Raw genomic sequence first — 17,870 nt, forward strand, 5'->3', positions numbered from 1 at the left:
GGCTCCCCGGATGCCGAGTGCGCGCCAGAGATTCAGGCTGACCGCCGAGGCAGCCCGACCGGCGCCGGTATCCGATCGGCGGAGATCCGCTTGCTGAACACCCAGTATGTCCAGGCCTGGTAGATCACCACCAGCGGTGCGAACACGAGCGCCGCCCACGTCATGATCTTGAGGGTGTAGGGCGAGGACGAGGCATTGTGGATGGTCAGGCTCCAGTCCGGATTCAGAGTCGAAGGCACCAGATTCGGGAACAACGATCCGAACAGCAGAAGCACCACTGCGGCAACCACAATGGTGGTGTAGATGAAGGCCCAGCCCTCGCCACTGCGGTGGTAAATCCGGGTGACCGCCGCGAGTTGTGCCAGCACGGCAGCGGCGAGCAGGAACCACGTCCAACTCTTGCCATGGGCCAATTGGGTCCAGACGCCGAAACCGGCCACCAGAACCGTGGTCGGAATCGCCAACCGCGTGGCGAATTGGAAAGCGTCCGTGCGAATCTGGCCGCTGGTCTTCAGTGCGACGAACACCGCGCCGTGCAGCGCGAACAGTGCACCGGTTGCCAGGCCGCCGAGCAGTGTGTAGGCGTTGAGAATGTCACCGAACGACAGGTGCATCTGTCGTTCGGCATCTACCGGCAGGCCGCGTACCAGTCCGGCGAACGCGACGCCCCACAGGATCGCCGGCGCCCAGGAACCGATCGCGATGGAGATGTCGGCCCATCGCCTCCACCCCGGATCGTCGATCTTTCCCCGCCATTCGATCGCCACGACGCGGACGATCATCGACAACAGGATGGCCAGCAGGGGCAGGTACAGCCCGGAGAACACCGTGGCGTACATCTCCGGGAAGGCGGCGAACATCGCTCCGCCCGCCGTGATCAGCCAAACTTCGTTGCCATCCCATACTGGGCCGATGGTGTTGAGTGCGGCCCGGCGGTACGGTTCGGGGTCCTCGTCGCGGCCCGCGGCAGTCCGGCCGAAGAATGCCATCAGCATCCCGACACCGAAGTCGAATCCCTCGAGGATGAAGAATCCCAGGAACAGGACTGTCAGCAGGATGAACCAGAGTTCTTGTAATCCCATCGATCCGCTCCTCAGTAGGCGAACGACAACGGCGCGACTTCGTCATCGTCCGGTGGCGTCGGCGGGGCAGGTTCGGAGTCGTGTTCCAGCGGTCCCTCGACGATGTAGCGGCGCAGCAGGAAGAACCACACGACCGCCAGCACGGCGTACAGGAGGGTGAACGTGATCAGTGAAAGCCATACCAGCCCTGCCGAGTGCCCGGAGACACCCTGGGCGACGGTCAACCGGATGTCTTGATCGCCGGTCGGATTCGGCACTACGACCCAGGGCTGGCGACCCATCTCGGTGAACACCCAACCGGCGCTGTTGGCCAGGAACGGGGTGGGGATCGTCAGCAGGGCGAACCAGCTGAACCAGCGGTGGCGGGGGATTCTCCCGCCACGGGTCAGCCAGAGCGCGGCCAGCGCGAACAACCCTGGCACAGCCAGGAATCCGATCATCGCCCGAAATGACCAGTAGGTGACAAAGAGATTCGGACGGTAGTCACCCGGCCCGAACTTCTCCTCGAAGCGCGCCTGCAGGTCTTTGACGCCGTCGAGGTGAACGCCGCTGAACTTGCCCTCGGCCAGGAACGGCAGCACATACGGCACCTCGATGAGGTGTACGACACTGTCGCAGTTGTTGTGGGTGCCGACGGTCAGCACTGAGAAGTTGGGATCGGTCTTGCTGTTGCACAACGATTCTGCCGAGGCCATCTTCATGGGCTGTTGTTGAAACATCAGCTTGCCCTGTGCGTCTCCGGTGAAGAACAGCGCGACCGCGGCGATCAGCGTGACCCAGCAGCCCAGGATCGTGGCAGGGCGGTACATCGTGACCGCATCGTCGACCTTTGCGCTCTCCGCGTCGTCACCACGGCCGTGCGAGCGCACCATCCACCATGCGCATACGCACGCGACGAATGTGCCTGCGGTCAGGAAAGCGCCCGCGACAGCGTGACTGAATGCGGCGATCGCGGTGTTGTTGGTGAAGAGCGCGACGATGCTGGTCAGTTCGGCGCGGCCGGTTTCCGGATTGAACTGCGCCCCGACGGGATGCTGCATGAACGAGTTCGCGGCGATGATGAAGAACGCCGACATGTTCACTGCCAGGGCCACGATCCAGATACAGGCCAGGTGAACCAGCCGTGGCAGTCGCGACCAGCCGAAGATCCACAATCCGATGAACGTGGATTCGAAGAAGAATGCGACGAGGCCTTCCATGGCCAGCGGTGCACCGAAGATGTCTCCGACGAATCGCGAGTACTCGCTCCAGTTCATGCCGAACTGGAATTCCTGCACGAGGCCGGTAGCGACGCCGATCGCGAAGTTGATCAGGAAGAGCTTGCCGAAGAACCGGGTCAACCGGTACCAACTGTCGTTTCCGGTAACCACCCACACCGTCTGCATGATGGCGATCAGTGGCGCCAACCCGATGGTCAGCGGAACGAAAATGAAGTGGTACACGGTGGTGATTCCGAATTGCCACCGTGAAACGTCCAAAGCGTCCATCTGGCCCAACTTTCGAGGTCTCAGATCAATCTACGACGGAGTGTAGTAGATATCCCGGAGTCGACGGCCGCCCATGACCGGTGTCTTACGTCACGGTGGGGGGCTCCGGCGAGATCAAGGTGTGGAGTTTCTTGGCCTCGTTGCGGATCGCGAAGGCCGAGATCACCTCGAAAACCCCGACGACAATCAGGATGATGCCGGTGACCTGAGCCAACGCGACCAAACCGTCCAGCGGGGCGACGAACATGATGATGCCGGCGATGACGCTGACGATGCCGATGATGATCTCCCAGATCCGCCCGGGCAGTGAGGGGTCTCCGATGGCCGACATCGCCGTCGCGACACCGCGGAAGATGAACCCGACACCGATCCAGATCGCGAGCAGTTGGAATGTATTCTCCGGGCTGACGAAGCACAGCACAGCCAGCACGAGTGCCGCAGCGCCGCCGATCAACAACAACACGCGTCCACCCACGGATGACCGGATGCTGAACGCCAGAACTACTTGCGAGATGCCGGTGATCAGCAAATAGGCGGCGAAGAAGATGGCGGCAACCAGAATGGTGATGCCGGGCCACATCAGGACGAGGATGCCGAGGATGACGGCAAGGATTCCCGAAACCAGCGTCGATTTCCACAGATGTGGCAACAAGTTTGGAGCAGCAGTGGTTTCCATGCAGGCAGTTTGACACAAACGCAGATGTAGATCGCGGTTTTTGCGTTACGGCTGTGGTGTCGCAGCCTGGTAGTTAAGGTTCCGTTACCGGAGCTGCGTCCCGGCCCGGCGGCCGTTAACGTCTTCGATCTGAAACAGTCCGACAGCAGCCGCAGACAGAGAAAGAGGCAACCGTGACAGTTGGATGTCGTCCCCGACGAAGCAAGATATGGCGTTTCGCGGTGGTCGTCGCCGCAAGCGGTGCGCTCGCGATGTCGGGCTGCGCGAACAATACCGAGTCCGGTGGGTCAGAAACCAAGACGACGACGGCGGCAAAGGTTGAGAAGGTCGACGCGATAGCCAATTCGGTGCCGGAGCCGATCAAGTCGAGCGGCAAGCTGGTCATCGGGACCGACCCGTCCTATCCGCCCAACGAATTCAAGGATCCCGGCGGCCAGATCATCGGCTTCGATGTCGATCTGATGAATGCGATCGCCGCCACGCTGGGTCTCACTCCGGAGTATCGGGCGTCGTTGTTCGACAAGATCATCCCGTCGGTTCAGGGCGGGAACTACAACGTCGGCATGTCGTCGTTCACCGACTCGAAGAAGCGTGAAGAGCAGGTTGACTTCGTGACCTATTTCAGTGCCGGTTCGGCGTGGGCGCAGAAGGTCGGTGCGGGGATCAACCCCGAAGACGCATGCGGCATGAAGATCGCGGTGCAGACGGCAACGGTGCAGGACACGGAGGAAATGCCGGCGCGCAGCAAGAAGTGCGTCGACGCGGGTAAGCCCGCCATCAACGTCATCAAGTTCGACGACCAGACCGCCGCCACCAGTGCGGTGATGCTGGGACAGGCCGACGCCATGTCGGCGGATTCGCCGGTGACGGCATACGCGATCAAGCAGAGCAACGGAAAGCTCGAAGCGGCTGGGGAAACCTTCGACTCCGCTCCCTACGGTTGGGCGGTGCAGAAGGGATCGCCCCTCGCAGCGTCGCTGCGGGAGGCACTGCAGCACCTGATCGACAACGGTGTGTACAAGCAGGTGGCCGCGAACTGGGGCGCGGAGAACGGGATGATCGACAAGCCGGTCGTCAACGGTGCGACCAGCTGAGTCGTCCATGAGTGATGAATCGTCGCCGGCCGCTATCGACGCCGTCCCGCTGAGACATCCGTGGCGTTGGGTGGCGGCGATCCTCATCCTCGGCGTGATCGGGCTGTTCCTGTGGGGCGCTGCGACCAACGAGGCGTACGGGTGGGAGACGTACGGCAAGTACCTCTTCGATCAGCGCATCTCGGAAGCTGCCTGGAACACGCTGCAACTGACCATCTATTCGATGATCCTGGCGCTCGTTCTGGGCGTGCTCCTGGCGGTGATGCGGTTGTCGCCGAACCCGGTGCTCAAAGCCGTGTCCTGGACGTACCTGTGGATCTTCCGCGGCACACCGATCTATGTCCAGTTGGTGCTGTGGGGCCTGGTCCCCGTGATCTACCGAAACATTCAGATCGGCGTACCGTTTGGCCCGAGGCTCTTCGAATTCACTCTGTCTGATCCGAATGTGTTCTGGCTGGCGGTTCTCGGCCTTGGCCTCAACGAGGCCGCCTATATGGCGGAGATCATCCGAGCCGGCATCAACTCAGTGCCTGAAGGCCAAACGGAAGCCTCGGTCGCGCTTGGCATGTCGTGGGTCATGACCATGCGACGAACTGTGCTTCCTCAGGCCATGCGGGTCATCATCCCGCCGACCGGCAACGAGTTCATCAGCATGCTGAAGACGACGTCGCTGGTCACCGCCATTCCCTACAGCTTCGAGTTGTACGGCCGCTCAAAGGATATTGGTGTCGGTCTGTTTCAGCCGGTCCCGCTACTGCTGGTGGCGTCCACCTGGTACCTGGCTATCACCAGCATTCTGATGGTCGGCCAGTACTACCTCGAGCGGCATTACGCGCGTGGTGCGTCGCGCAAGTTGACCTCCAAGCAGCTGCAGGCCCTGGCCAAAGCGCAGATGGGAGAGCCACATCCATGACCGCCGCCGCCGAACCGATGGTGCGGGCCGAGAGTGTCTGTAAGAACTTCGGTGCCCTGCCCGTCTTGAAAGGCGTCACCTTGGACGTCGGCAGGGGCGAGGTGTTGTGCATGGTCGGTCCATCGGGTTCGGGCAAGTCAACGTTCCTGCGGTGTATCAACCACCTCGAACAGGTCAACGCCGGCCGTCTGTACGTCGACGGGGAGCTGATCGGCTATCGCGAACGTGGTGGCAAACTGCACGAGATGGCCCCGCGCGATGCCGCCCGGCAGCGCCGTGACATCGGCATGGTGTTCCAGCATTTCAACCTGTTCCCGCACCGTACCGCATTGGACAACATCGTCGAGGCGCCCATGCGCGTCAAACGGGTGAAGAAGGACGCCGCGCTGGCCCGGGCCAAGGATCTGCTCGATCAGGTGGGTTTGGCGGCCAAGGCCGATGCTTACCCCGCGCAGTTGTCGGGCGGCCAACAGCAGCGGGTGGCCATCGCCCGGGCGCTGGCGATGAACCCGAAGCTGATGCTGTTCGACGAGCCGACGTCGGCCCTGGATCCCGAGCTCGTCGGAGAGGTGCTGGCGGTCATCAAGAAACTCGCCGGCGAGGGTATGACGATGATGGTGGTCACCCACGAGATGGGTTTTGCCCGTGAGGTCGCCGACAAGTTGGTGTTCATGGACGGCGGAGTCATCGTGGAGAGCGGTAATCCCCGTGAGATGATGGCCAACCCCAAACATGAACGCACAAAGGAGTTTCTGTCGAAGGTGATGTAGCTTCGACGGTGTGGCTTCCGCACGCAAAGACGTATTCGTCACGGCCGGTGAGCTTCGTGAGCTCATCGCTTCCGGGGACCCGGTCACTGTGCTGGACGTGCGTTGGTCGTTGGCCGAGCCCGACGGTGAGCAGGCCTACCTGAGTGGCCATCTGCCCGGCGCCGTCTATGTCTCGCTGGACGCGGATCTGACCGACCATCGCATCACCGGCCGGGGTCGTCATCCGCTGCCGTCGGGATCCGACTTGCAGGCGGCGGCGCGCCGTTGGGGGGTGCGCACGGGTGTGCCCACCGTGGTCTACGACGACTGGAACCGTGCCGGATCGGCCCGGGCCTGGTGGGTGTTGACCGCGGCCGGGATCGAGGAGGTCCGCATTCTCGACGGAGGCCTGGCGGCGTGGTCCGCGGTGGGCGAGGCGCTGCAATCCGGCCCGGTCACACCGCAGCCCGGGGACGTCGCTGTCGTCCACGACGACCTCTACAAGGGGGCGCTGCGCACCCTGACCGCCGAACAGGCGACGACCGGGGTCGAGGTGCTGCTGGACGCCAGGGCGCCGGAGCGATTCCGTGGCGACGTCGAACCCGTGGACCCGGTGGCCGGTCACATCCCCGGGGCCGTCAATCTGCCCAGCACCCAGTTGCTTTCCGTCGACGGCACTCTGGTTGCGGACGCCCGGCTACGCGCGCTGCTCGCCGATCGTGGCGTGGCCGACGGCGCCGATATCGGCGCCTACTGCGGTTCGGGGGTCACCGCGGCGCTCGCAGTGGCCGGCCTGGCAGCGGCCGGAGTGGAGGCCGCGCTGTATCCCGGCTCATGGTCGGAGTGGGCGTCGGATCCGGTTCGGCCAGTGGCCCGAGGGGAGCAGTAGCCCGCACGTTCACGATCGGTGCACCTACGTGGCGACGAGCGACTTTATGCTGAGCCAATGCAGCGCCGCCCGGACCCGGTCACTCCGTTGTGGCGTGCTGCGCAGATCTTCCGTTTGCTGAGTTGCCTGTACGCGCTGGGCTTTCAGATCGCGATCAATGACGATCTGACGAGTCCGGTACTGGCCGGCGGGCTGTGCGCGGTGCTGATCGGGTGGAGCATCGCGTGCGCGATTGCCTACCTGCAAGGTTTCGGCCGTCGTCCATCGTGGGTCATCGCGGAGATCGTGGTGGTCCTGGCGCTCATGCTCTCAACCGAATTGGTGGCATCCGAGCACTGGATCGCCGACAACCAGTCGTGGCCCACCACGTTGTGGGCGACGAACGCCACCATTTCGGCGGCACTGCAATTCGGTCCGGTCGGCGGGATGGGAGCCGGGCTGGCCGTGATGGCTGCCGCGGCCGCGTTGAAGGGCTATGTCAGCATCAATCTCGGCCGCAACGCGACCATCGTCATCGAACTGGCGGTGGGCCTCGCGGTGGGGATGGCCGCTCAGACCGCGCGTCGCGCCCATGCCGAATTGGAGCGTGCGGTGCGGTTGGCGGCCTCGTTGGAAGAGCGCGAGCGATTCTCACGACGGGTCCACGACGGCGCCATTCAGGTGCTGGCCCTGGTTTCGCGGCGAGGTCGGGAAATCGGTGGTGAGACAGCGCAATTGGCTGAACTCGCCGGGGAGCAGGAGCGCGCGTTGCGCAGGTTGGTCAGCGCGCCCGATCCGGAGGTGCACACCGGTGGCGTCACCGATATCGGTGCCTTGCTGCGGTCGCGGGCCTCCGATCGGGTTTCGGTCAGCCTGCCGGCCGAACCCGTGCTGCTCGAGCACGACGCCGCCCATGAGTTGTTCGCCGCGACCGGCAACGCCCTGGACAATGCCGCCGCACACGCCGGACCTGACGCCCGGGTTTTCGTGCTGCTGGAGGATCTCGGCGATTCGGTGACGGTGAGCATTCGCGACGACGGAATCGGTATCGGCGACGGAAGGTTGACCGAGGCGGTCCGCGAAGGTCATGTGGGAATCTCGAAATCGATTGTGGGCCGCATGGATTGGCTGGGTGGGCAGGCGCATTTGAACACGGCGCCCGGATGTGGCACGGAATGGGAACTCACGCTGCCCCGCTCATCGGGTGGCCGTGACGCACTCGAGAGGGGACAGTGATGACGGAGCCCACACTGAAGGTGATGGTCGTCGACGATCATCCGATCTGGCGCGACGCGGTGGCACGCGACCTCGCCGACGAGGGGTTCGAGGTCGTGGCCACCGCCGACGGAGTGGCTTCGGCGCGTACGCGGGCCGGGGTGGTGCTGCCTGACGTGGTGGTGATGGACATGAGCCTGTCCGACGGCAGTGGCGCCACGGCCACCGCGGAGGTGCTCACAGTGTCGCCGTCGTCGCGGGTACTGGTGCTCTCAGCCTCCGACGAGCGCGACGATGTTCTGGAAGCGGTGAAAGCCGGGGCCACCGGGTATCTGGTGAAGAGCGCGTCGAAAGCCGAATTGACCGCTGCGGTGCGGGCCACGGCGGAGGGGCGTGCCGTGTTCACCCCGGGGTTGGCCGGCCTGGTCCTCGGCGAGTATCGGCGTATCGCCCAACGTCCGGTCGACGGTCCGGCCACCCCCAGCTTGACCGAGCGGGAGACCGAGGTGCTGCGTTTTGTGGCAAAGGGGTTGACGGCCAAGCAGATCGCCACCCGCCTGTCCCTGAGCCACCGCACGGTGGAGAACCACGTCCAGGCGACGTTCCGCAAGTTGCAGGTCGCCAATCGCGTCGAATTGGCCCGCTACGCCATCGAACATGGCCTCGACGAGTAGTCCTACTCATCTGGGCGAGCGCATTTGTTGCCACGATGACCGCATGAGCGAATCTCATCGCGCCGTGATCGCCCGGATGTCGTCCGATCTGGCCGCGATCTCGGCGTACATGAACCGGGTGTCGGCGGATCTGGGGGAGTTGGGGCGAATGCTCGATCAGGCTCCGGCGGCTGTACCGCCCCCGGTGCCTTACGCGGCGCCGGTCGCCTGGCCCGTCGCTCCCGCGCCGGTGCCGCGGACGCCTGTGCCCGCGTTGCGTCCGGAGCGCTCAGAGGGCTGGATCGGCAAGGCGCTCGCGGTGGCCGGGGTGGCCGTGACGCTCACCGGTGTGGTGCTGCTGCTGGTACTGGCCGCCCAGGCCGGCATCCTGCGACCGGAGTTCAGGGTCGCCGCGGGTGCAGTGCTGGCCGCCGGGCTGGTCGGCGCCGGGTGGTGGCTGCATCGCCGGCCCGGTGGCGGCGTGGGAGCGATCGCGTTGGCGGCCACCGGTGTTGCGGCCGCGTACATGGATGTGATCGCCATGACCACGATCTATGACTGGGTATCGGCGCCGGTCGGTCTGATGGTGGCAGCCGGAATCGGTGGTGGCGGTCTCATGCTGGCTCGGCGGTGGAACTCAGAACAGCTGGGCTTGTTGGTTCTGGTGCCGCTGATCGCCCTGGCGCCCGTCGTCACTGACGGGGTCACCCTGTTGCTGACCGGATTCATGCTTGCGTTGTCGGCCGCCGCACTTCCCGTCCAACTCGGTCGGGACTGGACCGGGTTGTACGCCGCGCGTATCGCCGCGGCCACGTTGCCGTTGTTGACAGCACTCGCCGCGGCCGCAATCGATGGTCGGACCGATCTCCTGCTCGCGCTGGCCTGCGGGCTTGCTGCAGTACTGGCGTTGGCGGGTGGGGTGCTGGTGCTGCGCTGGACCACAAAGCCATCGGCGACGGCGGTTCTGACGGCGTGCGGCGTTCTGCCGGTGTTGTGTGTCGCGGCCGGCGTTGATCGGGTGATCGCGGCCCTCATGGCGGCGGCGTTGGCGGCGGCCTTGGCGGCGATCGTGGCGCTCGGCGCGCGCTTCCCCGGGGTGGGCGTCGTGGTCCGCCAGATCTGGTCGGTGCTCGCGGCCGTTGCCGCGCTCATCGCGGTGCTGGTGGCCTTCGACGGACCGGTGGCGGGGCCGGTGTTGTTGGCGATGGCCACGGTGGTCGCCGTTGCGGGGCGTCGCCGGGGTGTGATGCGGTGGATTGCCATCGGGCTGGCTGTGGTCGGGGGTCTGATCTACCTCGACTACGGCGGCCCCGACACCTTGATTGAGGCCACGAAACTATCTCCAGGGCTTACGGTTTCGGTGCTGATCGGCAGCGTACTGGCGATCTCCGCGGCCGCCGCGATCTCGTGGGCATGGTCTGTCGAGGGCGCGGGGGATCAGGAGGTGCTCCGACTGGTGTGGGCAGCGGCGGCCCTCGTAGCCGGATATGCGCTCACCGTGTTCGCCGTGACGGCCGGCGTCGCCATCGCCGGCACCGGGGCCGGCTTCTTCGGTGGTCACATGGTGGCGACCATCTGCTGGATCGCGGTGGCGGCCGGCCTCCTCGGATATGCGGCGCGACGGGCGAAGGCGCAGCGGTCGCTGCCGATCGGCGGAGGCATGGCGCTCGTCGCGGCGGCCATGGCCAAACTGTTCCTGTTCGATCTGGGGACTCTTGACGGAATCTTCCGGGTTGCGGTGTTCATCGTGGTCGGGTTGGCGCTGTTGGGCATGGGTGCGGGATATGCGCGGCTGCTCAATCAGCAGGACCAGGCGGCTGACCACCGGCCGGTGTGAACGTGCTCACATCTTCCATAATTTGGAGTCATTCCAGATTGGCGGCCGTTGTATCTGGCATGAGTACACGTCGAATCGAATCCGATATCCAGGGGTACCAGGCCGTGCCCGAGCTCAGCGGCCACCTGCAGCAGGTGCTGGTCGACCTGATCGAGCTGGGCATACAGGGCAAGCAGGCGCATTGGAACGTGGTCGGCACCAACTTCCGGGATCTGCATCTCCAGCTCGACGAGGTCGTCGATTTCGCCAGGGAGGGCAGCGACACCATCGCCGAACGGATGCGTGCACTGGACGCCGTACCCGACGGACGGTCGGACACCGTCGTGGGTAGCACGACGTTGCCGGAGTTCCCCGCCTACGAGCGCAGCACCGACGAGGTGGTCGACCTCATCACCACGCGGATCTACGCCACGGTGGGCACGTTGCGTGGCGTGCACGATCCCGTCGATGCGCACGACCCGACCACCGCCGACATCCTGCACCAGTTGATCGATGGTCTGGAAAAGCTGGCGTGGCTGATCAAGTCGGAGAACCGCAAGGTTTAACCACTGCTCGGCGGCACGACCGAGGCGGTACGCGCCGGACTGGTGCTTTCCAGACGGGTGCGTACCGCCTCGTCGTCGCGGCGCCCCACCAGGTACCAGGTGTGCATCAAACCCTTGCCCTTGATCTCGACATCGCCGCGTTCCTCAAGCACGAACGCATGGCTGATCCGCTCATAGACGTTGTGCGGCACCTGAATTCGCCCAGCAACGTCAGTGGTCTCCATGCGTGAGGCGACGTTGACCGCGTCGCCCCAGACGTCATAGAAGAACTTGCGGGCACCGACCACCCCGGCCACCACGGGTCCGGCGGCCAGGCCGATCCGCAATGGCACCGCGCGCCCCCGCGGGTCCTTCAGGTCGGCGACAGCGTCCGCCAGATCGAGCGCCAGGCAGGCCAGAGCCTCGATGTGATCCGTGCGTGGCTTGGGCACCCCGGCCACCACCATGTAGGAGTCACCGCTGGTTTTCACCTTCTCCAACCCGTGGCGATCCACCAGCGCATCGAGATCGGTGTAGAGCCGGTCCAGAAAGCGCACCAGTTCCGTAGGCGTGATGTCGCCGGCCCGTTCGGTGTAACCGGCGATATCGGCGAACAGGATCGAGGCGTCGTCGTACTTGTCGGCGATGATCGTGCGTGACGGTTCCTTGAGCCGCTGGGCGATCGTGGCCGGCAGAATGTTGGCCAGCAGTTGCTCGGACCGCTGATATTCGGCTTCCATCGCCTGTTCGGCCCGAGCGATCTCACGTAGCGACATCCAGACTGTGGCAAACACCATTACTCCGGCCGAGACCGCCGAAAGGACGAAGCCCGCGGTCAGTGCCCACGGTGGCCCCAGGCCCCGATCGTTGGGAACCAGGACTTCCAGCACGATCGCGGCGGCCACCGCCAGCGCCGTCAACGTCCCGGCCAGCACGATGCGCTCGATCCCCAGCACCAGCACCGCCAGCGACGCTGCCACCACGAAGTAGAACTGCAGTCCCGAACCGGTCCCGACCGCGAAGCACATCGTCGACACCGATACGTAGGCGAACAGGAAGAACGCCAGTGGAGCGATCAGTTCACCGAACCGGTACAGCAGCGGCACCAGCAGGAACAACGCGGCGGATCCGAGGTTGACGAATCCGAACCGCCACATCGGCCCGCCGAGGACCAGTTGGAAGACCCCGAATCCCCCGGATACCGCGGCCGCAAGGCACGTCGCAATGGTCAACACCCGCAGGCGGCTCGACGCGCTCTCGGCGTAGTGCCGAGTGCGGGCTGGGACGCGGTTGTTCAATGCCATCTCAGGTATGCACACGGACCGGCGGAACTCGCTGACCACCACGGATAGAGGGTATCGCCGCAAGCCGCCGGATTGGCCGACATTGACGCGGTCGCTATTTCGAATCATGGTCCAGCAAATCCGACGGAATGCCGGTATGTCACAATAAGAACTTGTTCCAGTGAGCGCGGCAGTAGTGCCGCCGATCTGCTCGGGGGGGACCTCTTCGTGGACCAGTCATGGTTGCGTAACACTGCAGCTGGCTGCGCGATCGCTTGTGGCGCCATGGTCGTAGGACCTGGCATGGCCGGCAGCGCAGTGGCTTCGGCTCATTTGTTCGGCGTCGACATCCACGACCTCTTCGATCACAAGAAGAAGAACAAGAAGTCCAGTCCAGCGGCCAAGGTGGGCCCGCAGCGCGGCGGCGGAGTCAAGAATTCCGGAGGCAGTCTCGGCGGGCCGAGGGCTTCCAAAAGTTCCAAGCCCGAGTCAAAGGTCGGCACCAACACCGGGACCGCTAAGGCCGGGGCCACGAAGGTGGGCGTCGGCGAGGCTCCGGGGACTGCGGCGCGCTCCGGGACCTTCGCCCAATCACCGCAGTCGGCCCGCGTCGGCTCGACCGGGCAGGCGCCGTCGGCAGTCCTGTCGGGCGGGATCGCCCAGGCTCCCACCGCGGCCGTCACCGGTGGCACTACCCAGGCCCCGTCCGCTGTTGTGTCGGGCGGTGGCGGAGGAGGTGGAGCAGCCGGGGCGCCGACCAACGGAAACCTAGGCCGGGCCCCCGGCCTCGCGCCGGTGCCAACGGCCCCGAGCAGTCGGACGATCGTCATCCGGTCGGCCCCGCCCAAGCTTCCCGCCGCACCCGCTCCGGCAATCGCTACGCCTCCGGTCGCTCCGGCGCCGGTGGTGGCGCCGCCCGCCCCGGTCATCTCGGTCCCGGTGCCCGCGGCACCGCCGGTAGGGATGCCGCCGGCGGTCCCGAGCGCACCGACCAATCCAGCGCTGCGGTCAGAACCGCCAGCGGCACAAATGGTTTCGGTGCCTGCCGTGCCGGAGTCCTTCCGGCTCGGATACGCCGACTATCTGCGCATGGCCAGCACAAGCGACCTGCTGTTCGCCGTGCTGCCAGGGCTGGGCGGCATGCTGTTGATGACGGCGGCAGGTGGAGCCGTGGGTTTCCGGCAGGCGCGCGCCGCGCAGACGCTGCCGTCACCGCAGATCGCCCGGTTCCTGCCGTAGCGGCACAGCAATGACGCGCGGTGAGCATGACCGGGGACAGTCCGCTGCCGGGGTGTGCCGGAAGGGTCCGCTGGTGTGGGTGTTCGTCGCTGCGGCCATCGGCTCGGTCGCCGGGGGACTACTCGTGGTAGGGGGTTGGGTCCGCGGAGAGTTGTCGGGCTCGCCATGGGCCGCGCTGACGGGAGCCCTGCTCATGGTTTGCGGCTTCGGGGTCGTCGCCTCTCGTTGCGCGTCCACGGCTGAACCGAAGGGTGAGCCACCGGAAGCACCGGCGGCGTGGTGTACACCCACGTGTGGGCGATCCGCACCACCAACCCACGGACAAACATGACCATCGTGTATCCCGCCGGTGCGGTGCCGCGGCCCCGCACGATTCGGCAGTCCATACGGGACCTGGCGCCGGACGTTGAGGTGACCTGAGTGCCGCGCGGCTGTCACCATCAGTGTGTGCGTTTGGATGGATTCATCGTCGCGAGATAACATCCTTCGGCCTACCTGCAGCAATGGCACACTTCGTGGTCCTTTCATGGCAAATTCATAGCTGGCACCTAGCCTCGTGGCCTTTTGGCACCGGCTCGGCGGCGCCCGATCTGCGGTGGTCATCGGCGGTGTCGATTGGTGTGCCAGCAGGGGAGGCTTCAGGGTGATTGTCAAGGCGTTGAACCGATTCCGGCGATCTGACCCGTTTGCGCCATATTGACGCGAAGGCATGGTTTACTCTTCGGGATCGGGTGCGCTCATCGTGGCGCGCTGCACGTTTGCGGAAGCTCCGTGCAGGGTCAGGCGTCGGATGCAACTGCATTCGGGGTCGATCGTTCGCATCCGATCCGCAAATGCATGATTGAGCACCCTGCCGGGTGCCGGCACGGAGACAGTCGGAGGAACTCGCGATTTTCAGGATCCTGAAGCGGCTGTGGATTCCGTTGGTACTGGTGGTGGTGGGGGTTGCAGGCGGATTTACCGTGTCGCGACTACACGGTGTCTTCGGCAGCCAGAGCCGCCCCGCCTACACCAGCGCCGAGCGTGAGGAGAAGCGGCCCCACGACCCCAAGCACCTGGTTTACGAGGTCTTCGGCCCCCCGGGAACGCTGGCGACCATCAGCTATTTCGATGCCGATGCCGAGCCGAAGCTCATCAGGGATGCGCCACTGCCGTGGTCGATGGACTTCCCGATCTCCGATGCGACGGCGATGGGAAACATCTCCGCTCAAGGCAATACTGACTCGATCGGGTGCCGCATCCTCGTCGGCGACGAGGTGAAGGACGAGAAGGTCCGGACTGGCGTGAGTGCCTTCACCTTCTGTCAGCTGAAGGCCGCATGAGCACAGACAGTGAGCCGATAACGGAGCCGTTGCCGATAGCCAGGCGCCGCCCGTTCATCGCACGCATGGTCCGCGTTCTGTCGGTGCCGATCATCCTGGGATGGTTGGCGGTCACCGTCATCCTGAGTGTTGCCGTGCCTTCGCTCGAGCAGGTGGAGAAAGAGCATCCGGTAGCGATGGATCCCACCGCCGCACCGTCGTTCGAGGCGATGCAGCGCATGGGGCAACTGTTCGGCGAAGCCGGGTCCGGCGCTGTCGCGATGATCGTTCTGGAGGGGGAGCAGCCCCTCGGCGATGCCGCACACGGCTACTACGACGAAATGGTTCGTCAGCTGAAGGCCGACACCACCCACGTCGTGCACGTCCAGGATTTCTGGGGCGACCCGATGACCCAGGGCGCCGCGCAGAGCGTCGACGGCAAGGCCACCTACGTACAGGTGACTCTCACCAGCAACCAGGAAATATCAGCGGTCAAGTCCGTTGAGGCGATGCGCGCGATCGTGGACCGGATTCCGGCGCCGCCGGGAATCAAGACCTATGTCACGGGACCGGCGGCATTCGCCGCGGATCTGGGCCCGGCCGGCAACAGGACGGTGGGGCTGGTCACGTCGTTGAGCCTCACGGTCATCTTCGTGATGCTGCTGCTCGTCTATCGATCGATCATCTCCGTGATTCTCATGCTGGTGGTTGTCGGCGTCGAATTGACGGTGGCCCGAGGCGTGGTGGCGTTACTCGGCAGTCTCGGGGTCATCGGTATCACGACGTTCGTCGTCAACCTGTTGGTGGCCCTCGCAATCGCGGCGGGCACCGACTACGGCATCTTCTTCACGGGGCGCTACCAGGAGGCGCGCCAGTCCGGCGAGGACAAAGAGGCGGCGTTCTACACGACGTTCAGTAGCGTCGCGAAGGTGGTCGTGGGTTCCGGCATGACGATCGCCGGAGCGATTCTCTGTCTGCACTTCACCCGCCTGCCGGTCTATCAAACTCTCGGCATTCCCACGGCCGTGGGCATGGCTGCCGCCGTATTGGTGGCTGTCACACTCGTGCCTGCGGTCATCGCCGTGGGCAGCCGCTTCGGGCTGTTCGAACCGAAGCGGAAGCTCACCACCCGTCGGTGGCGGAAGGTGGGCACGGCCGTCGTTCGGTGGCCGGGGCCCATTCTCGTCGCGACGTGCGCGGTCTCGCTCATCGGCCTGCTGGCGCTTCCCGCGTACAAACCGAGCTACAACGACCAGAACTACATCCCGCAGGACATCCCCGCCAACGTGGGTTATGCGGCTGCGACGCGACATTTTCCCCAGTCATTGATGATGGCGCCCGATATTCTGTTGATCGAGGCCGACCACGACATGCGGAATCCGATCGACTTTCTGACCCTGAACAAATTGGCCAAGGGCGTGCAGTCCGTGCCGGGAGTTTCCATGGTTCAGGCGCCGACTCGCCCCGCCGGCGAGCCGCTCAAACACTCAACGATTCCATTCATGCTCAGCATGAGCAATGCGTCTCAGACACATTTGATGCCGTTCCAGAAGGATCGAATGGACGATCTGCTGGTGCAGGCCGACGACATGACGAAAACGATAGCCATCGTCAAGCGCATGCAGGCATTGACGCAAGAGATGGTCGCCACGACACATCAAATGGTCGCCGATACCCACGAGCTGCAAACGGTGACCAATCAACTGCGCGATCACGTTGCGAACTTCGACGATTTCTTCCGACCGATCCGGAACTACTTCTACTGGGAACCGCACTGCTACACGATTCCGATATGTTCGTCGATCAGAGGGGTTTTCGACACGCTCGACGGTATTGACCAAATTACCGTCAAGATGGTTTCCCTGGTCAACAACCTGGATCAACTCGACGCAATTCTGCCGCAATTGGCCGCTCAGTTTCCGGTGATGATCTCGACCATGGAATCCACCCGAACCATGATGCTGACGATGCACAGCACCATGTCCGGGATCATGGATCAAATGGAGGCGACGTCCGACAACGCCACCGCAATGGGCAAGGCATTCGACGCCGCCCAGAACGACGATTCCTTCTACCTGCCTCCGGAAGTCTTCGAGAACAAGGACTTCCAGCGCGTCATGGACATCTTCCTGTCTCCGGACGGGAAGGCCGCCCGCATGCTCATCACCCAACGGGGTGACCCGGCAACGACTGAGGGCATGTCGCTGGTCGACCCGATCGAAACCGCGGCCGAAGAAGCACTCAAGGGCACGCCACTGCAAAATGCCACGATCTATCTCACAGGCACCGCAGCGTCCGTGAAAGACCTGGTGGAAGCGTCCAAATACGATCTTCTGATCGCGGCTGTCGCAGCGCTCTGCCTCATTTTCGGCATCATGCTGGTGGTGACGCGGAGCTTTGTCGCCGCGCTGGTGATCGTGGGCACGGTGGCGCTTTCGCTCGGCGCGGCCTTCGGGCTCTCTGTGCTCATCTGGCAGCACATCCTCGGTATGCCGTTGAACTGGGTTGTGCTGGCGATGTCCGTGATCGTGCTGTTGGCGGTGGGTTCTGACTACAACCTGCTACTGGTGTCTCGGATGAAAGAGGAGATCGGCGCCGGGATCAATACCGGCATCATCCGGGCCATGGGCGGCAGCGGCAAAGTGGTGACGGCCGCCGGCCTGGTGTTCGCGTTCACCATGTTGGCGATGGTGGTCAGTGATCTGGTCACCATCGGGCAGTTGGGTGCCACCATCGGCGTCGGTCTGTTGTTCGACACCTTGGTGGTACGGGCGTTCATGACACCGGCGATCGCCGCGCTGCTGGGGCGGTGGTTCTGGTGGCCGCAGCGGGTGCATCCACGCCCCCTCAGTGCAGCAGGGCGCCCCTCCGGCCGCGGCCAGCTTGTGCGTTCCATCCTGCAGAGGGAAGAGCGCTGACTGTCATGAACGCGTCCTCCTTCTGTGCGGT

At 64.5% G+C, this 17,870-nt stretch carries 15 protein-coding genes; 11 read left to right on the forward strand and 4 right to left on the reverse strand.

The features are described from left to right. Positions 1-32: 32 nt before the first annotated feature. From cydB to HBE63_RS10340, 3 genes are all read right to left on the reverse strand, one after another. Positions 33-1,082 carry a cytochrome d ubiquinol oxidase subunit II gene (gene cydB / locus HBE63_RS10330; RefSeq protein ID WP_166904666.1) on the reverse strand — a complete coding sequence of 350 codons (1,050 nt, stop codon included), beginning with the start codon at positions 1,080-1,082 and terminating at the stop codon, positions 33-35. 11 nt (positions 1,083-1,093) lie between these two features. After that, a complete protein-coding gene (locus HBE63_RS10335) occupies positions 1,094-2,569 on the reverse strand; it encodes a cytochrome ubiquinol oxidase subunit I (RefSeq protein ID WP_166904667.1) in 1,476 nt (491 codons plus the stop codon). Positions 2,570-2,654: 85 nt separating this feature from the next. After that, entirely contained in the window at positions 2,655-3,245 is a 591-nt protein-coding gene (locus tag HBE63_RS10340) for an HdeD family acid-resistance protein (RefSeq protein WP_166904668.1), read from the reverse strand. A 206-nt stretch (positions 3,246-3,451) separates the two neighbouring features. Between HBE63_RS10340 and HBE63_RS10345 the strand changes: the two genes are divergently transcribed. The 8 genes from HBE63_RS10345 to HBE63_RS10380 are packed head-to-tail and all read left to right on the forward strand — an operon-like array spanning position 3,452 to position 11,119. Further along, complete coding sequence (locus HBE63_RS10345; protein WP_166909629.1) at positions 3,452-4,339, forward strand: ABC transporter substrate-binding protein; 888 nt, start codon at positions 3,452-3,454, stop codon at positions 4,337-4,339. A gap of 7 nt (positions 4,340-4,346) precedes the next feature. Next, positions 4,347-5,252, forward strand: a complete 906-nt coding sequence (locus HBE63_RS10350) for an amino acid ABC transporter permease (protein WP_166904669.1) — start codon at positions 4,347-4,349, stop codon at positions 5,250-5,252. Positions 5,253-5,269: 17 nt separating this feature from the next. Beyond that, positions 5,270-6,022: an amino acid ABC transporter ATP-binding protein gene (locus HBE63_RS10355; RefSeq protein ID WP_166909627.1), complete on the forward strand. Its 753-nt coding sequence runs from the start codon at positions 5,270-5,272 to the stop codon at positions 6,020-6,022. A gap of 10 nt (positions 6,023-6,032) precedes the next feature. Then, on the forward strand, positions 6,033-6,890 hold the full coding sequence (locus HBE63_RS10360; protein ID WP_166904670.1) for a sulfurtransferase: 858 nt from the start codon (positions 6,033-6,035) through the stop codon (positions 6,888-6,890). 57 nt (positions 6,891-6,947) lie between these two features. Further along, positions 6,948-8,105 (forward strand): MacS family sensor histidine kinase, encoded by a 1,158-nt coding sequence (gene macS, locus HBE63_RS10365; RefSeq protein ID WP_166904671.1) that lies wholly within the window; start codon positions 6,948-6,950, stop codon positions 8,103-8,105. Continuing rightward, positions 8,105-8,758 (forward strand): response regulator transcription factor, encoded by a 654-nt coding sequence (locus HBE63_RS10370; RefSeq protein WP_166904672.1) that lies wholly within the window; start codon positions 8,105-8,107, stop codon positions 8,756-8,758. Before macS ends, HBE63_RS10370 begins: the two co-directional genes overlap by 1 nt. A 43-nt stretch (positions 8,759-8,801) precedes the next feature. Then, positions 8,802-10,574 (forward strand): DUF2339 domain-containing protein, encoded by a 1,773-nt coding sequence (locus HBE63_RS10375; RefSeq protein WP_166904673.1) that lies wholly within the window; start codon positions 8,802-8,804, stop codon positions 10,572-10,574. A 59-nt stretch (positions 10,575-10,633) separates the two neighbouring features. Further along, positions 10,634-11,119 (forward strand): Dps family protein, encoded by a 486-nt coding sequence (locus tag HBE63_RS10380; protein WP_166904674.1) that lies wholly within the window; start codon positions 10,634-10,636, stop codon positions 11,117-11,119. On the opposite strand, the gene HBE63_RS10385 is transcribed toward HBE63_RS10380, so the two are convergent. Next, positions 11,116-12,444, reverse strand: coding sequence for an adenylate/guanylate cyclase domain-containing protein (locus tag HBE63_RS10385; RefSeq protein WP_371814951.1), 1,329 nt, complete (start codon positions 12,442-12,444; stop codon positions 11,116-11,118). The two genes, HBE63_RS10380 and HBE63_RS10385, sit on opposite strands and share 4 nt — an antisense overlap. A 240-nt stretch (positions 12,445-12,684) precedes the next feature. Here HBE63_RS10385 and HBE63_RS10390 point away from each other — a divergent pair, with 240 nt between their 5' ends. The 3 genes from HBE63_RS10390 to HBE63_RS10400 all read left to right on the forward strand — a co-directional run bounded on the left by HBE63_RS10390 (position 12,685) and on the right by HBE63_RS10400 (position 17,839). Then, positions 12,685-13,620 carry a hypothetical protein gene (locus HBE63_RS10390; protein ID WP_243858593.1) on the forward strand — a complete coding sequence of 312 codons (936 nt, stop codon included), beginning with the start codon at positions 12,685-12,687 and terminating at the stop codon, positions 13,618-13,620. 911 nt (positions 13,621-14,531) lie between these two features. Then, positions 14,532-14,942 carry an MmpS family transport accessory protein gene (locus tag HBE63_RS10395; protein WP_082448958.1) on the forward strand — a complete coding sequence of 137 codons (411 nt, stop codon included), beginning with the start codon at positions 14,532-14,534 and terminating at the stop codon, positions 14,940-14,942. After that, positions 14,939-17,839, forward strand: coding sequence for an RND family transporter (locus tag HBE63_RS10400; RefSeq protein WP_166904675.1), 2,901 nt, complete (start codon positions 14,939-14,941; stop codon positions 17,837-17,839). Before HBE63_RS10395 ends, HBE63_RS10400 begins: the two co-directional genes overlap by 4 nt. Positions 17,840-17,870 lie beyond the last annotated feature (31 nt).

The sequence above is a fragment of the Mycobacterium sp. DL440 genome (assembly GCF_011745145.1).
Classification (GTDB): Bacteria; Actinomycetota; Actinomycetes; order Mycobacteriales; family Mycobacteriaceae; genus Mycobacterium.

Bases quoted from the DNA above. Each gene is read 5' to 3' on its own strand.
- macS (WP_166904671.1), top strand. From the start codon at position 6,948: ATGCAGCGCCGCCCGGACCCGGTCACTCCGTTGTGGCGTGCTGCGCAG.
- HBE63_RS10370 (WP_166904672.1), top strand. From the start codon at position 8,105: ATGACGGAGCCCACACTGAAGGTGATGGTCGTCGACGATCATCCGATC.
- HBE63_RS10390 (WP_243858593.1), top strand. From the start codon at position 12,685: ATGGCCGGCAGCGCAGTGGCTTCGGCTCATTTGTTCGGCGTCGACATC.
- HBE63_RS10375 (WP_166904673.1), top strand. From the start codon at position 8,802: ATGAGCGAATCTCATCGCGCCGTGATCGCCCGGATGTCGTCCGATCTG.
- cydB (WP_166904666.1), bottom strand. From the start codon at position 1,082: ATGGGATTACAAGAACTCTGGTTCATCCTGCTGACAGTCCTGTTCCTG.
- HBE63_RS10350 (WP_166904669.1), top strand. From the start codon at position 4,347: ATGAGTGATGAATCGTCGCCGGCCGCTATCGACGCCGTCCCGCTGAGA.
- HBE63_RS10340 (WP_166904668.1), bottom strand. From the start codon at position 3,245: ATGGAAACCACTGCTGCTCCAAACTTGTTGCCACATCTGTGGAAATCG.
- HBE63_RS10355 (WP_166909627.1), top strand. From the start codon at position 5,270: ATGGTGCGGGCCGAGAGTGTCTGTAAGAACTTCGGTGCCCTGCCCGTC.
- HBE63_RS10335 (WP_166904667.1), bottom strand. From the start codon at position 2,569: ATGGACGCTTTGGACGTTTCACGGTGGCAATTCGGAATCACCACCGTG.
- HBE63_RS10380 (WP_166904674.1), top strand. From the start codon at position 10,634: ATGAGTACACGTCGAATCGAATCCGATATCCAGGGGTACCAGGCCGTG.
- HBE63_RS10400 (WP_166904675.1), top strand. From the start codon at position 14,939: ATGAGCACAGACAGTGAGCCGATAACGGAGCCGTTGCCGATAGCCAGG.